The 16,277-nt window shown below is 50.0% G+C and carries 14 protein-coding genes; all 14 read right to left on the bottom strand.

Features of this window, described 5'->3' with window-relative positions:
* Window positions 1-177: 177 nt before the first annotated feature.
* Window positions 178-1,464 carry a TRAP transporter large permease gene (locus AC2T0J_RS01220; RefSeq protein WP_489808389.1) on the bottom strand — a complete coding sequence of 429 codons (1,287 nt, stop codon included), beginning with the start codon at window positions 1,462-1,464 and terminating at the stop codon, window positions 178-180.
* Window positions 1,464-1,964, bottom strand: a complete 501-nt coding sequence (locus AC2T0J_RS01215) for a TRAP transporter small permease (protein WP_489808388.1) — start codon at window positions 1,962-1,964, stop codon at window positions 1,464-1,466. Before AC2T0J_RS01215 ends, AC2T0J_RS01220 begins: the two co-directional genes overlap by 1 nt.
* Before the next feature lie 3 nt (window positions 1,965-1,967).
* Window positions 1,968-2,993, bottom strand: coding sequence for a TRAP transporter substrate-binding protein (locus AC2T0J_RS01210; RefSeq protein WP_489808387.1), 1,026 nt, complete (start codon window positions 2,991-2,993; stop codon window positions 1,968-1,970).
* Window positions 2,994-3,198: 205 nt separating this feature from the next.
* Window positions 3,199-3,993 (bottom strand): IclR family transcriptional regulator, encoded by a 795-nt coding sequence (locus tag AC2T0J_RS01205; RefSeq protein WP_489808386.1) that lies wholly within the window; start codon window positions 3,991-3,993, stop codon window positions 3,199-3,201.
* Window positions 3,994-4,143: 150 nt separating this feature from the next.
* Window positions 4,144-5,346: a 3-oxoadipyl-CoA thiolase gene (locus tag AC2T0J_RS01200; protein ID WP_489808385.1), complete on the bottom strand. Its 1,203-nt coding sequence runs from the start codon at window positions 5,344-5,346 to the stop codon at window positions 4,144-4,146.
* Entirely contained in the window at window positions 5,340-6,863 is a 1,524-nt protein-coding gene (locus tag AC2T0J_RS01195) for a 3-hydroxyacyl-CoA dehydrogenase (protein ID WP_489808384.1), read from the bottom strand. Before AC2T0J_RS01195 ends, AC2T0J_RS01200 begins: the two co-directional genes overlap by 7 nt.
* Before the next feature lie 9 nt (window positions 6,864-6,872).
* Entirely contained in the window at window positions 6,873-8,516 is a 1,644-nt protein-coding gene (locus AC2T0J_RS01190; RefSeq protein WP_489808383.1) for an electron transfer flavoprotein-ubiquinone oxidoreductase, read from the bottom strand.
* Between the two features lie 35 nt (window positions 8,517-8,551).
* Entirely contained in the window at window positions 8,552-9,478 is a 927-nt protein-coding gene (locus AC2T0J_RS01185; RefSeq protein WP_489808382.1) for an electron transfer flavoprotein subunit alpha/FixB family protein, read from the bottom strand.
* Window positions 9,478-10,227 (bottom strand): electron transfer flavoprotein subunit beta/FixA family protein, encoded by a 750-nt coding sequence (locus AC2T0J_RS01180; RefSeq protein WP_489808381.1) that lies wholly within the window; start codon window positions 10,225-10,227, stop codon window positions 9,478-9,480. The genes AC2T0J_RS01185 and AC2T0J_RS01180 overlap by 1 nt, the downstream gene beginning before the upstream one ends.
* A gap of 10 nt (window positions 10,228-10,237) precedes the next feature.
* Entirely contained in the window at window positions 10,238-11,371 is a 1,134-nt protein-coding gene (locus tag AC2T0J_RS01175) for an acyl-CoA dehydrogenase family protein (protein ID WP_489808380.1), read from the bottom strand.
* 12 nt (window positions 11,372-11,383) lie between these two features.
* The gene (locus tag AC2T0J_RS01170) at window positions 11,384-12,580 is read right to left on the bottom strand and encodes an acyl-CoA dehydrogenase family protein (protein WP_489808379.1); all 1,197 of its coding nucleotides are present in this window, start codon (window positions 12,578-12,580) and stop codon (window positions 11,384-11,386) included.
* Between the two features lie 98 nt (window positions 12,581-12,678).
* Window positions 12,679-13,935, bottom strand: a complete 1,257-nt coding sequence (locus AC2T0J_RS01165) for an acyl-CoA dehydrogenase family protein (protein WP_489808378.1) — start codon at window positions 13,933-13,935, stop codon at window positions 12,679-12,681.
* Between the two features lie 16 nt (window positions 13,936-13,951).
* On the bottom strand, window positions 13,952-14,929 hold the full coding sequence (locus tag AC2T0J_RS01160; protein ID WP_489808377.1) for an NADPH:quinone oxidoreductase family protein: 978 nt from the start codon (window positions 14,927-14,929) through the stop codon (window positions 13,952-13,954).
* 9 nt (window positions 14,930-14,938) lie between these two features.
* Window positions 14,939-15,991 (bottom strand): alcohol dehydrogenase, encoded by a 1,053-nt coding sequence (locus tag AC2T0J_RS01155; protein ID WP_489808376.1) that lies wholly within the window; start codon window positions 15,989-15,991, stop codon window positions 14,939-14,941.
* Window positions 15,992-16,277: the final 286 nt, after the last annotated feature.

Here is a 16,277-nt window from a genome sequence, read left to right as displayed (position 1 = left end):
TTATTGGACAAAAAGAAGGTAATTCCAAGGTAAGGTGTAAATTTACTTAAAATCAGTCAGTTAAAAAGTTAGTAGCTGATTGTTAGTGAAATAGGCTAAGAAAAAATTAGCGAATTACCCTATTCATCTTAGTAGCGGCCGCCAAAGACGGCCTCAGGTAAGTTTCGGTAGAGTAGCTCAGGTTATTGAGGGCAGCCACAATGCGATCTGTGGAAAGATCAGGGTCAGAATAAGCACCAGGATTAACACCAGAATTGGCATGAGGGCGCCTTGCATTACGGTACGCAGCGACATATTACCGATATGTGATACGACATACAGGACGCCACCCATGGGAGGCGTGATCAGGGCAAGATTAACGTTAATCAATAACATGACAGCAATCCAGATGTTGTCCCAGCCCATATGTGCAATAACGGGTACCAGCAGAGGAACGACCAGATAAATGAGCGCCAGTACTTCTAAAAACATGCCGAGTAAAAATAACACCAGATTAATGATTATCAGTAATGTCAGGGGCGAAATATCCATGGCAATAATGGTGGCGAGTATCTCCTGAGGCATGCGTCCAAAAATGACGCCGTGGCCGAGAATGGCACCACCAATGATGATCATAGTAACCATGGCAGAAGTCACTGCTGCTGCCATAAGTTGTGTCCAGAGCGATTTGATGTCTAAGGTACGGTATACGACAAATCCAATCACCAGGCAATATACAACGGCGACGGCGGCAGCTTCTGATGCCGTAAAGATACCAAGGTAGATACCTCCCAGGATAATCACCGGTGCCATCAATCCCCAAAAAGCTTCCTTAAAAGCCTGGCGTTTAGACAGTTTAGGTTTTTCCTGTGGTTGCTTATGCTCCGGGTGGCCGGTAAACATCATAAATAAGGAGTAAAAAATGATCAGTAGCAGGCCTGGAATCACACCCGCCATAAACAGCTTGCTGATAGACTCATCGGTCAGATAGCCATACACAATCATCACAATGCTTGGTGGGATCATACTGCCTAGCGTGCCTCCTGCGGTGATGGCTGCGGCAATTTTAGGCTCGCTATAGCCTGATTTTCTTAATTCAGGTATGGCAATGAGTCCCATGGTCGATGACGAGACAAAGCTGGAGCCAGTCATGGCCGAAAATATACCGCTACTGCCGATGGTCGCAACACCAAGACCGCCTCGTAGTCGCCATAAGACTACCTCGGCAGCACTGAATAACCGCTTACCAATACCCGTTGCCGAAATAAGTTGTGCGGCCAGAATAAACAGCGGTATGGCTACTAATATGTCTGAATCGATGGCCGAATAGGCTTTGTCGATAGCAATATCGGTAGCGGTATCCGGTCCAACATAAATACTCAGTAAAATAATCGCCAGAAACCCTAAACCAAATGCCACGGGCAGGCCGCTGACCAGTACCAGCATAAACACGACAAGTCCGGCCAGAATAATTAACGTATCCATCAAAGAGACTCCTCGTGCAGATAATCGATGGTCTGGCTCAAAAATTGTAATGCCAGAAGCAATCCACTAATGGGTACCAGACAGGCGGGTATCCAAAGGGGGGTTTTCAACAGTCCGGTGCTGGTATCAGCGATGGCATAAGAAAACAGCACCATGTCCACCCCTTTGACTAAAAAAACCAGCGCGTAGAAGAGTCCGACGCAATGGGTCGTCAAGCGCAGTCGCCGCCGTTTTTTCGCCGGCAGGCGGTCGACAAAAAAGGTGATCGAAAAGTGACTGTTAAGCTGCAATGCATAGGCGGCTGCGAGGTAGCCGACAGCCATCATCAGATACACGGATAACTCCTGTACCCAGCTACTTGACTGACCAGTAAGATACCTCACAGCGACTTCGTAACTGACAATAAGTGCGAGGAATAACAGACAGAGCGCGGCTATCCAGGCACCGGCTTTACAAACAGAGTCGATGACATACTGAAAACGGTAACGATGGCCAGACATGAGTTACTCCGATTGGTTGTTGGCGGCTGAAGCAGGCGGCAGGTTAAGTTCCAGTAAACGTCTGGCCTGAGGGCCTGTAGTGTTGGCCCAGTCTAACCATGCCTGCTGACTGATTTGTTTTATTTGTGCGCGGGTCGACGCGTCCAGTGGGGCAACCTGACCCCCTTCTTTAATAATTTGCGTTTCAAAATAACGTTCCATGGCTGCCGATTTTGCCAACGAGAAGCGTTTCTGTTTTTCACCTTCTTCCAACATAATCTGTTGAATGTCTGCGGGTAGGCTTTGCCATACATCTAGGTTAATGGTCGTGAGGGTTGTTGGAAAACTCATGTTGGTGATGGTCAGATAAGGGGCAACTTCGTGGTTGCGCTGAAAGTAACCGGTGACAATGCCATTCAGCAGTGCGTCAGCAACCCCGCGTTTAAGTGCCATGTATTGCTCACTCTGGGGAATGGATGTGTCAGGCGCAGCATCGAGGCTATGTAATATTCGCGTTACCATCGGGCTGGTGGCCAGCACCCGCAAGTTCTGCAAATCACTGACCGACGTCACATTTCCCTGATGACTGAAAACATGCACGCCACCGCTGAAACTGGGAAATATCAGCTTCATACTTTTATCCTGCATCGCCTGTTCGATGATAGCCAGTGATTCGCCGCTGTACGCTTTCGACGCTTGTTCCATGGAGTCAAAGGCAAAGGGTAAATAGACGCCTTGTAACAGTGGTACCGTGGCCATAAGTCGAGGTTGCAGGATCACGCCCATATCTATCAGACCGCGGGCGACTGCGCGGTGCATATCTTTAGGGCCATAGAGCTGGCCGCTAGGGTAATCGACGACTTTTATCCGTCCGGCGGCGCGTTTATTGACCGCCTCAATCCAGGCTACTCTTGATTCAGATAAGTAGTGTTTTGGTGGTCCCCAGGAGGCCATTCTGAGGATCCGCGGCTCTTCAGCCAATGTGTTAACGCTGAATAAAAGACTCAGCACCATTAACATGGTTGTTCTGGCTTTGTTTAGTGCAAACATATCAGTATTATATTTCGCAATGTGAAATTATAGTTTCATAATATTTCCTTTGCACAGCAGAAGTCAATGCGATTTAACACATAGTTTACGTTTTTTTTATATTCTGAGCAGCGCGAAACTAAAGGCTGAGAGAGGCTGGTGGTGGGGAGGATCTGACGGATTTTTCTGTTAAACCGCCAGCGAGACCGGCGGTCTTTTTAAGTTGTTAAACGCCGGTGTGAATAATATCTCTGGCGACATGAAGCAATTGCGGGCCAAGGCTCTCCATGGCCATTTGTTCTGATACCAGGTAAGTGGGACCGCCGCAATTGAGTGCCATTATTCGCCCATCCTGAAGTTTGAGAGGCACGCCGACACTGTTGACCGCACGGTCCCATTCGCCCAATGACGTGACAAACCCATGCTCCTCATAACAGGCGAGGGCTTTCTCGATACTCGCTTTGTGCACTGGCCATTTGTCGCCGGCACGTAACTCAAGTTCCTTCATGACGACTTCGCGTTCCTCGTCGGGTAGGCCAACCAGGTAAGCGCGCCCTGCTGCAGAAGTAATGATCGGCAGGCTTGAACCTACATCCATGCGCAGCGCCTGTGCGTCGTCACCGCGGCAGTTTTCAACATAGATCATCGTAAGTCGCTCACGAATTGTCAGACCTACCGACAGATTTACCCGGTTGGCAAGGGTTTCCATGATAGGTTTGGCAATACGCCGGACCTGCAGGTTTGATGTGTAGGCATAACCCAGCGCTAAAACGCCTGCATCGAGCTGGTATTTCTCTAATTGGGTAGAATAAGACAAATAACCGAGTTTGCTCAGGGTATAGGTCATCCGGGATATTGTCGGTTTCGGCAGACCGGTAAGGCGGGCTAAATCCTGATTTCCTAATACTCCGCCTTGCTGACTGAAGGCGCGTAACACATCGAGCCCCCGCGCAAGTGACTCAATGAATTTGCGATCATCGCTACCGCTTTTTTTGCGTGGAAGTTCACTAAAATCTGTCATACAAAGTGATACTCTTTTCTTGCGCCAGCCTTGTCAGACTGGCCATTTGTTAACCATCTGGTAGATGCTTAACCTATGAAATAACTGGCATTAAACGAGTATACACCGGTTAACTAGCTTTACAAATGCTACCAAAGTACCCATCCCGGACTAGACTCGTTCAATGACCATGGCAACACCCTGACCCACGCCAATGCACAAACTGACCACGGCATAACGTTGTTGGGTGTGTTCTAGCTGGCGTAAGGCTGTCAGCGCCAGTCGTGCGCCGGAGGCACCTAAGGGATGACCTACTGCAATTGCACCGCCATTCGGGTTGACCCTGGGATCATCGCTATCAATACCCAGCTTATGAAGGCACCCCAGCACCTGAACAGCAAAGGCTTCATTAATTTCAATAACGCTCATATCATTTAACGTCAGATTAGCGCGCTTGAGTGCTTTGTGAATGGCATCTACCGGCCCCAGCCCCATAACCCGTGGGGCCACACCAGCCACTGCACCGGCAACAATTCGTCCGCGAGGGGACATGCCTGCACGATTGCCGGCGCTTAAACTTCCCAGTAGTAACGCTGCAGCGCCGTCGTTGATACCTGACGCGTTTCCGGCCGTAACGACTCCATTGGTAAACAGCGGCCGCAGAGAGGCGAGGGTGTCGTTGCTGCTGTCCGGTCGGGGATGTTCATCATCGGCCATCGTCACAGTGACTTTTCGTTTCGCGGCAGGTACTTCAACAGGGAGTATTTCGCCGTTGAAAAATCCGCTCTCTTTGGCGTGTTGGTATTTTTGTTGAGAGGCCAGGGCAAACTCATCTGCTTGAGTTCGGGTCAGGTTCAACTCGTGGGCGATATTGTCTGCAGTTTGTGGCATGGTATCGTCACCAAACGTGGCTTCAATCCGGGCATTGGGGAATCGCGCTCCTATGGTACTGTCGAACATGGCAATTTCGCGCCCAAAGGCCTGACTATTTTTAGCCATGACAAAGGGGGCCCTGCTCATGCTTTCCACACCTCCGGCAATAAGCCATTGGCCCTCGTGACAGGTAATCGCCCTCGCAGCCTCAATGCATGCCGACAAACCGCTGCCACATAGCCGGTTTTGCGTCTGCCCGGCGACGGTTTCAGGCAGGCCAGCCAGCAGTGCGCTGTGGCGGGCTACATTACGGGCGTCCTCGCCTGCCTGGTTGGCACAGCCAATCACAACATCTTCGATGTCACTACCACTTAACGACTGACGGGCCATCAGACCTTTTATGCAATGGGCCAGTAAATCATCGGGCCGGGTATAGGCCAGTCTGCCACCATGACGACCAAAGGCAGTTCGGATACCATCGTAAATGTACGCGTCTAACATAAGGATTCCTCCCGCAGTAGGGGTTGACCAGTCAGTACCCGGCGTTTAAGCCAGATGCTGGGGCGATAGCGAGGATCACCCATTTGCTCAAACAGATTTTCCAGTATGGTAAGGACGCGTGCCGGACCAATAATTTCGGCCCAGCCAAACGCGCCATTGGGATAACCCAGTGCAGCCTGCATGGCTTGATCAATGTCACAGATGCTGGCAATACCGCGCTGCACCATCTCGCAGGCAATATTAATGATGCAGGCAAGAATACGCTGGCTGACAAAGCCACAGCTATCGTTGATGACTTCAACCTGTTGGCCGGTTTGGGCAAATAACGCATGGGCGCCGTCCCGATAGTCGGGCCCTGTGTTGACCGTGGCCATCAGAACGAGTTGTCCTGACTCGGGAAACAGTGGGTCAATTGCGATGGTACGCTGACTGTCCAGATTGTTCAGGGAGGCAAAGTGGGTGGCATCAGAACCCCATGGGGCAATTATTATTAGGGCAGTCCCCGATGGCTGTAAGCCTGACTCTATTCTGATGCCGGTGTCCTCAAGCAAGGCGGTTAGCCAGCTACGTACCTTATCATCACAGGCCCCCAGCCAGACCGCCTCCAGGCTTCCATTGGGAATCACGACAGAGCCGGGCGAAGTAGCGTTGGCATTATCATAGTCATAAAAACCGTGCTGGCTCTTGCGACCTAACAGACCTGCTTGTACGCGTTGCTGGGCAATCACACTTGGTCGATATCGCGGGTCACAATAAAACTGCTGATAAATTGATTCGGTGACCCGGTGTGAAATGTCCAGACCAGTCAGGTCAAATAGTTCAAAGGGCCCCATCTTAAAGCCGCACTGACGTTTTAAAATTCGATCAATACAGGCATAGTCGGCGACCTGTTCAGCGACGATATGCAGCGCTTCACCGCCATAACCACGACCCACGTGATTAACCAGAAAGCCTGGCATATCCTTGACATTAACCGGTGTATGACCGAATTCCCGGGTGAGAGCCGTTAAGTGTTCAAGTACATCTGGCGCGGTTTGCACCGCTCCAATCACTTCAACCAGACGCATAAGGGGCACGGGGTTAAAAAAATGCCACCCGGCAACGCGCGCAGGATGCTGGCAAGTAGCGGCGAGGCCAGTGACCGACAACGAAGAGGTGTTAGTTGCCAGGATACAGTCAGCGCTCACGATATGTTCAAGTTGTTCAAACAGCTCGGCCTTGGCCGAATGTTGTTCAACAATGGCCTCAACCACCAGTTGGCAGCTTGCCAACTTTCCCAGGGCATCAGTACTAATCAGAGACAGTGCCGCCTCTGCTTGTGTTACGGTGGCTTTCGTCAGTCTTCCTTTAGCCGCTTGTTTGTGGAGCTTATCCATAATAAACGCTTTGGCTTCAGTCAGTACCTGTTTATTACTGTCTGCCAGGAGAACGGTTTTGCCACAACTGAGTAATACCTGTGCAATACCCCGGCCCATGGCGCCAGCCCCAATTACACCAATCATTTCGATGGTTCGCATTGTTGCCTCCTACATGTTCGGGTAATTAGGACCACCGGTACCTTCCGGTGTGACCCAGCAGATATTCTGCGACGGATCTTTTATGTCGCAGGTTTTACAGTGCACACAGTTTTGCGCGTTAATTTGCAACTGAGGCTCGCTATCATTTTCTACTATTTCATAGACACCCGCCGGGCAGTAGCGCTGAGCCGGTTCATCGTAAAGTGGCAAATTCACCTTTACCGGGATCGACGGATCGGTGAGGCGCAAATGGCAGGGCTGGTCTTCTTCGTGATTCGTATTGGATAAATACACCGACGATAATTTGTCAAAGCTCAGCTTGCCATCAGGTTTAGGATAAGACTTAGCTGAGCACTCACTGATCGGTTTAAGTTGCTTATGATCCGGTACCTTGTCATGCAGCGTCCAAGGCAACCTGCCTTTAAAGATATTTTGCTCGATCCAATTGTAGGCACCGCCTAATAACGGACCAAACTTATGCATGGCGGGTCCAAAATTACGGGTGGCATGGAGTTCGTGATATAGCCAGGAATCGCGAAAACGCGCACTAAATTCGGTTATTTGGGCAGGTGGCTGTTGCTGACTTAAGGCATCCATTACGGCATCCGCCGCAATCATGCCTGATTGCATGGCAGTATGGGTGCCTTTAATTTTGGCAAAGTTAAGCGTGCCGGCGTCGCAACCTATTAGCAAACCTCCCGGAAATGCCATTTCGGGTAGCGCATTTAAGCCGCCTTTAGCGATAGCACGGGCGCCATAGGCGATTCGTTTTCCGCCCGACAACGTGGCGGCGAACAGCGGGTGATGTTTGAGCTGCTGGAACTCATCAAAAGGGCTTAAGTACGGGTTACTGTAATTCAGATCAACAATTAACCCGGCCACTACCTGATTATTGTCAGTGTGGTATAAAAAGAAGCCGCCACTGGCATCGTCCAATGGCCAGCCTGAACCATGCACTACCAACCCAGGCTGATGTTGTTCGGGCGGGATCTCCCATAACTCCTTGATACCCAGACCATAATGTTGCGGGTCGCGGTCCTTATCGAGGTTAAACTGTCGTATCAGAGCTTTCCCCAGATGCCCCCGACACCCTTCTGCAAACAACGTATAGCGGGCATACAGTGCCATGCCAGGTATATAGCCGGCCTTTTGATTACCCTCGGCATCGACGCCCATATCACCGGTGAATACGCCTTTGACTGCGCCGTTGTCGTCATAGGCTATGTCGGCGGCAGCAAATCCGGGGAAGATTTCTACCCCGATGGCTTCGGCCTGTTCAGCCAGCCATCGGCACACATTGCCCAGACTAACAATGTAATTTCCGGTGTTGTGCATAGGGGCGGGAATGGCCCAGCCGGGTATCTGTGTTGCCTTTTGACTATCCTTCAGTAAATACAATTCGTCCCGGGATACCGGGGTGTTGAGCGGTGCGCCTTTTTCCTTCCAGTCTGGGATCAGTTCATCAAGAGCGGTGGTTTCGATGACTGCACCCGACAAAATATGCGCGCCGACTTCGGAACCTTTCTCCAGAACACAAACACTGATGTCCTGGTTGTTGTTATTAGCAAGTTTTTTTATCTGATAAGCAGCAGAGAGTCCCGCCGGGCCTGCTCCGACAATCAGTACATCAAACTCCATCGATTCTCGTTCCACGGCAGTTCCTCCTGCGTAATCCGTCTGTGTAGTAGTTATAGTTGTGCCTGAAGTTCAGGGATGGCGGAGAATAAATCTGCTACCAGTCCATAATCAGCAACCTGAAAAATTGGTGCTTCTTCATCTTTATTGATAGCGACAATGACTTTGGAGTCTTTCATACCGGCCAGATGCTGAATAGCGCCTGAAATACCGACGGCTATATACAGATCCGGCGCAACGATTTTCCCGGTCTGGCCCACCTGCATATCGTTAGGCACAAAACCGGAGTCTACCGCTGCCCGGGATGCGCCCACGGCACCGCCTAGCTTATCTGCAACGCCTTCCAGCATGGCAAAGTTCTCGCCGTTCGCCATGCCGCGACCACCAGATATAATGACACTGGCTGCAGTGAGTTCAGGACGCTCTGATTCGGCCACCTGTTGACTGATAAATTCGCTTGTTGGCGACTCATGCACTATCGTGCAGGCGATGATTTCAGCATTGCCATCGGTCGCTGCCGCATCAAATGCGCTGGTCCGTACGGTGAGCACTTTTTTAGCATCCAGTGCCTGCACTGTGGCCAGCGCATTACCTGCATAGATTGGACGGACAAATGTATCGGCACTCTCTATTGCCGTAATATCTGAAATCTGACCTACGCCAAGCAAGGCCGCCACTCTGGGCATCAGATTTTTCCCATTGGTGGTGCCAGGTGCAATAAAGTAGTCGTAATCAGGCGCGAGATCGATGATCAGCTTAGCAATGTTTTCTGCTAACTGATGCGCATAACTGGCAGCATCAGCAAGTATCACCTTAGTTACGCCGGCTATTTCGCTGGCTTGCTCGGCTACAGTCCCACAATCGCTGCCAGCCACCAGTACGGTAACCGACTGGTTAAGCAGAGTCGCCGCAGAAACGGTATTTAACGTTGCCGGCTTCAGTGCTTGGTTGTCGTGTTCTGCAATAAGTAAAATAGACATTAGATCACCTTGGCTTCGTGTTTGAGTTTTTTCACCAGTTCCTCTACTGAGGCGACTTTAATACCCGCGCTACGTTCAGGCGGCGGTGCTACACCGACTAACCGACTATGGGCTGACACGTCTACACCAAGCGCTTCGGGAGTGAGCGTTGTGAGCGGTTTACGCTTTGCTTTCATAATGTTGGGTAGTGATGCGTAGCGGGGCTCATTCAGACGTAAATCGGTGGTCACAACCGCCGGCAGGCTAAGTTTTAACGTTTGTAAACCGCCGTCTATTTCCCGGGTAACGGTGACTGTTTTGTCAGCGACACTGACCTCAGAAGCGAACGTTGCCTGAGGAAAGTCGCATAGTGCGGCCAGCATTTGCCCGGTTTGATTATTGTCTGAGTCAATCGCCTGTTTGCCCATAATGATCAGATCAGGCTTTTCCTGTTCAACGACTTTAGCCAGTATACGGGCAACATTGAGTGACTCGGTCTGAGCGTTACTTGTTACTAAGATGCCGCGATCGGCACCCAGTGCCAGGGCTGTTCTCAATTGTTCCTGAGCTGACTCTGGGCCCACTGATACAGCGACGACCTCAGTGGCAATACCTTGCTCTTTAAGTCGCACCGCCTCTTCAATGGCGATCTCGCAAAACGGGTTAACCGCCATTTTGACATTTGTCAGATCAACATCGCTGCCATCAGGTTTAACCCGTATTTTGACGTTGTAATCGATCACGCGCTTAACGCTAACCATAATTTTCATGTCATGCTCCTTAAGCAGCCTGGTGTTGCTTGATCAGGCTATCCAGGTGGGTATCCATTGAGCCAAACAGCGTATTAATCATGGTCAGACGCTTGAACATATGACCCACATCCAACTCTTCAGTGACGCCCATTCCACCGTGTAATTGCACTGCAGACTGGCCAACTAAGCGTCCGGCCTGACCTATTTTCCACTTAAGGAACTGACTGGCACGGTCGGCTTCTGCACTGTTGTCGTTGCCAATCGTGATGGCTGCGTAATACAGCATCGAACGTGCTTGCTCGCATTCCATAAACATGTCGACCATGGCGTGTTGGAGAACCTGAAATTTAGCGATAGGTACGTCAAATTGTTTACGTACTTTGGTATATTCAGTGGTGGCTGCCAGCATTTTGTCCATCAGACCTACGGCTTCTGCCGCGACTGCCACGATGGCGTCATTCCTTACCGCCTGGATAGCAGCAAATGCGCTGTCTGCTTCTCCCAGGCTGTGTACCTCGACGTTATCGAAAGTGATGTCGCTGGCACGGCCGCCGTCATTCGTAGGATAATGATGCAAGGTAATGCCGTTGGCATTCGTATCGACGATAAATAAGCTGAGCCCATGGGCATCACCGCTGGAGCCTGATGTTCTGGCGGCAACAACAAGTTTGTCGGCACTCGCGGCATTTAACACGACCGCTTTTTTACCGCTTAACCTATAGTGATCACCTTGTGGCGTTGCGCTGGTGCGAATTGCCGTGATGTCATCAATGGCGTGGGCTTCCCAACCTGCAAAGGCGAGTTTTAATTCACCGCCTATCACCGCGCCTAACAACTCGTCTTGTTGCGCACGGTTACCATGGCGTTGGATCAGGTTTCCAGCCAATACAATAGTAGCCAGGTAGGGCTCCAGAACCAGGCCTTTACCAAGTTCGGTCATTAGCACCATCAAATCCGTGGCGTTGCCATCCAGACCGCCAAATTCTTCTTTAAAAGGCAGAGCTAACCAACCAAGTTCTGCAAAGAGCTGCCAGTTATCTTCACTAAAGCCGATGTCTGAGTGACAGTACTTTTGGCGGGTTTCAAAATCGTAGTCGTTCTGAACAAATTTGCCCGCACTGTCTTTGAGCATTTGCTGAATATCGTTTAATGCAAAATCCATGTCCGTCTCCTCTTACAAACCAAGTACTTGCTTGGCGATGATATTTTTTTGAATCTCATTACTACCACCATAGATAGTGACCTTGCGGTTGTTGTAGTAATGGGGGGCAGTGTTGGGGGCAAAGAAGGGCTCAATGCGCGGCTCATAGCCTGCTTCATCATATTGCGCCGGGACAAAAGGCAGAGCGTAAATGCCGGAAACCTCGACGTACAGTTCATCAAGTGCCTGTTGGATTTCAGTGCCCTTGATTTTCAAAATCGATGACTCCGGTCCGGGCGCGGAACCTGTACTGACTGACGACAATACTCGTAAATCGGTAAATTCCAGTGCCTTGAGTTCCATTTCTACCTGCAATAGCCGGCTCATAAAGACACTGTTTTGTTTTAGTGACGGACAGCCTTCTGGTGGATTATTGACCAGCTCATATAAATCGCTGAGGCGTTGTTTGGATACGGCTACACCTGCGATGTTTGTGCGCTCGTGGGTAAGCAATACTTTGGCGTAGGTCCAGCCTTTACCTTCCTCGCCAACCAGGTTTTCAACCGGCACGCGAACATCCTGGAACGCCACTTCGTTAACCTCGCGACGGCCATCCAGAGTAATGATAGGTTTTACTGATACCCCTGGTGAGTTCATCTCAATCAATAAAAAACTAATGCCTTTTTGTTTACTGTCCTCATCACTGGTGCGCACCAGGCAGAAGATCCAGTCGGCATGATGGCCCAGGGTGGTCCAGGTTTTCGTACCATTGACGACATAATGATCGCCATCGCGTACGGCGCGGGTTTTTAAACCAGCCAGATCTGAGCCGGCATTGGGCTCTGAATAGCCCTGACACCACCAGGTTTTTGACGACAAGATATCTGGCAGAAAGCGCTGCTTTTGTTCGTCGTTACCAAAGGTGTAAATAATTGGCGCCACCATTGAGTAACCGAATGGGATCTGCCGAGGTGCTTTGGCTTTAGCCATCTCGGTCTGAAAAATATACTTCTGTGTCGAAGACCACCCGGTGCCGCCATGCTCAACGGGCCAGTTAATACCTGCCCAGCCTTTTTTGTAAAGCGCTCGCTGATATGAAACGGTAATGTCTGCATTGAAGCTCAATCCATTTTTGATGTGATCCTGCACATCTTCGGGGAGCTCTTCGCGAAAGAAGGTTTGTACTTCCTGTTGGAAGGCGAGTTCCTGTTCGGAAAAATTAATATTCATAAACTGTATCCTGCAAAAGTGTCACCCGTTACCAGGGGATAATAACATCATTTGCAGTATACAGTTTCACATAGTGAAATCAATAGTTCATTTTTAATTTATTCGTCATAATCTGGACGAAAATAAAAATGGTCCAGATTGACCTCTTTCTGGTTAGCGCGTTTGATCTCCATACGGGCAATTTTACGAAGATGTACTTCGTCAGGGCCATCGGCATAGCGCAGTGCTCGTCCCTGGGTCCACATATCTGCCAGCGGCAAGTCTTCCGATGTGCCCATCGCGCCAAAGGTTTGCATTGCACGGTCAACCACGGTGGTATGCATGGTTGGGATTAGCGCTTTGATAAGCGATATATCATCGGCAGCAGCTTTAGCGCCTACTTCATCTATTTTCCAGGCAGCTTTAAGCACCAGTAACCGGGCTTGCTCTATCTCTATGCGTGAGCGTGCTATCCAATCGCTTACAGCACCATGTTGAAACAGGTACTTGCCATTGGTTTTGCGTTCCTGGGCTCGGGCAATCATTAACTCAAGGGCCAGTTCAGCCTGACCAATAGAGCGCATACAATGGTGAATACGGCCGGGGCCTAATCGCGCCTGGGCCATTGCAAATCCTTGACCTTCTTCTCCCAGCAGGTTGTTGGCAGGCACGCGTACATTGTCGAATTTTATTTCGCAGTGGCCATGGGCATTGGTATGGTTCATCACTTTCAAATTACGCAGAACGGTAACGCCGGGTGTGTCTTTGGGAATTATTATCATGCTTTGCTGCTGATGCGGATTAGGATTATCCGGTGCTGTTTTACCCATTAATATAAACAGCTTGCAGTAGGGGTGGGCGGCATTAGAGATATACCATTTGCGCCCATTTATGACATAGTCGTCACCGTCGCGGGTGATGCGGGTTTGAATGTTGGTGGCATCTGAGGAGCCAACATCAGGCTCGGTCATTGCAAAGGCTGAGCGTATTTCACCTGCCAGAAGCGGGGTTAACCACTGCTCACGCTGGTGACTGGTGGCAAACATGTGCAGTAATTCCATGTTGCCGGTATCCGGCGCGTTACAATTGAACACTTCCGAGGCCCAGGGAACACGCCCCATCATTTCTGCTAACGGTGCGTATTCTAAATTAGTAAGTCGGGTACCCGGTTCGTTATCCTGCAAACCTGGCAAAAACAAATTCCACAAACCTTCACTGCGAGCCAGTGATTTGAGATCTGCCATAAACGATACCGGATAATGGCCAGCTCGCACTTCATCGCGATAGGCCTGAATTCGGGGGTATATATAATTGTCCATAAAGGTATGCAGTCGTTGCTGCAACTGCATTACCTTCTCACTGTGAGCAAAGTTCATAAAAACTCTCCGTCATTTATGGGGTAATAATGAGTTTACCTTTCGCCTGTCGATTCATCACAGCGGCGAAGGCTTCAGCGGTTTGCTCAAGCGTGTAAGTTGCATCGACGTGGACGTGAACCTGCCCTTTGGCGTACCACTGTAAAAGTTCCCGCATGTTAGCGGCATAGGCTGCTGGATCGCGGCGGGTAAAGGCACCAAAAAATACACCCACAACGGCATACTCTTTTACCAGCGCCAGATTCACCGGGAACTTGGGGATGTCTCCGCCAGCAAAGCCTACAACCAATAAACGACCGGCAGGCGCCATATTGCGGGTACAAACATCAAACAACTTGCCACCAACAGGGTCATAAACCACATCAACCCCTTTTCCATTGGTTTCGCGACGCAGCGCGTCGTGAAGATCTTCAGTGGTATAGTTGATCAGTATGTCAGCGCCGTTTTGTCTGGCTAATTGCAATTTGTCATCGCTTGAGCATCCTGCAATAACGGTGGCGCCCATCGCTTTTCCGATTTGCACTGCCGCTAATCCGGTACCGCCGGCTGCTCCGAGGACTAACAGTGTTTCACCTGGTTTAAGTGCGGCACGTTGTTTAAGCGCGTAGTGGGCAGTGCCATGAGCAAGAATAAGTCCGGCTGCTTCATCAAAAGCAATACCTTCGGGTAACGCAATAAGGCGTTTTTCTGGCATGCAGATGTATTCAGCACAGGCACTGTAATGAGGACTTAATCCGATAACCCGGTCGCCGGGGCTGATGCCTTTAACTTCACTGCCGACACCTTTAACAATTCCGGCAAATTCACTGCCTGGAATAAAAGGACGCTCGGGTTTGGCCTGATAAAGGCCCTGCACCAACAAGGCATCCGGAAAGTTAACACCAACAGCTTTGACCTCAACCTGTACTTCTTTCGCACTGGGTTGTGGGACCGGCCAGTCGCCAAAAGCCAGTTGTTCGAGGGGGGCAAATTCATGACAGATGATTGCTTTCATGGTTGTCTCCTATGATTCCGGGGTTAACACAACACGACCCATGATCTTGCCGGTACGTAGATCTTCCAGAGTCTGGTGGGCACAACACATGTCCCGCTGGGTAATCTTAATTGGCGCTACCTTGCCGGCATGCACCAACGACATTAGTGATTGCATGTCGTCAAGACTGCCGACGAAAGAGCCTTTGATGGTGATGGCTTTAAGTGGCAGCAAAGGAACCGACAGTGGCATTGCACCACCAAATAAGCCCACTACCACCAATGTGCTGCCTTTGTTCAGCACCTGTACTCCGAAGCCAGCACTACGGTCTGAGCCGACAAAATCTACCGCAGCGGCGACTCCGCCATGCGTACGTTTAATTAAGGCTCCGGTAGCTTCTTTATCGCGCGGGTCAATGACCGCATCCGCGCCTTCCTGCATTGCCAGTTCGCGTTTGCCCTCGTCGATATCTGCAACAATGATCTCGCAATTCAGACGTGTTTTGGCAAGTGCCAGACCACTCAGGCCAACGCCGCCGGCACCGATGATCAGAAGCTGTCTACCTTCCACTTGTTCTTTTACTTGTTCAATGGCACTGAATGCCGTGACACCAGAGCAAGCGTAAGTACAACCCACTTGGGGCGGTAGCTGGCCTAAGTCAAATAAGTATTTACTGTGCGGTACCAGCACATGGTCGCTAAATCCACCATCCACTGAGACACCCAGCGAGCGTGGTTGGTAACACAGGTGTTCTTTATTGGCTTTACAAAGCGGGCACTTACCGCAGCCAATCCAAGGGTATACGATCACTTTATCGCCGACTCTGGCAGTAGCGTTTTCGCCGCAACTGACTACTTCACCGGCGATTTCGTGGCCCAGAGTAAAGGGCAGTTTATGGGTACCTCGCATATCGACCTTATGTCCTCCGCCGAGATCAAAATACCCCTCCCATACATGAACGTCGCTGTGACATACCCCACAGGCATCAATCTTGATAAGTACTTCCTCGCCACTGGGTTGAGGTGTTGGGTAGTCATTAGCCGCAAGTGCGGCACCATATTCGGAAAATTGCTGGCTTTGCATAGGTTATCCCTCTTTAATTAATTGAAATATACTACCGCATAGCGAAACTATAAGTCTATATACAAAGTGAAAATGCTAGAACGTCTAGTAAGATAAAAAGCATTAATAGAACAGTGATTAAAATAAAAAATAATAATAAACATAGGCTTATTTTGCTATTCGTGGTTTTTTACGTAGATATTAAAGATAAAAACATCATTCATTTTTGTACCGCATAGTGAAATAAAGTTTTGAAATGTGCGTTTGTTCGGTTAGTATGCAAAGAAATTAAATAACACAGGACAAA

It is taken from the genome of Alteromonas sp. ISO5, from assembly GCF_058105165.1.
This window is presented reverse-complemented; position numbering and strand designations above follow the sequence as displayed.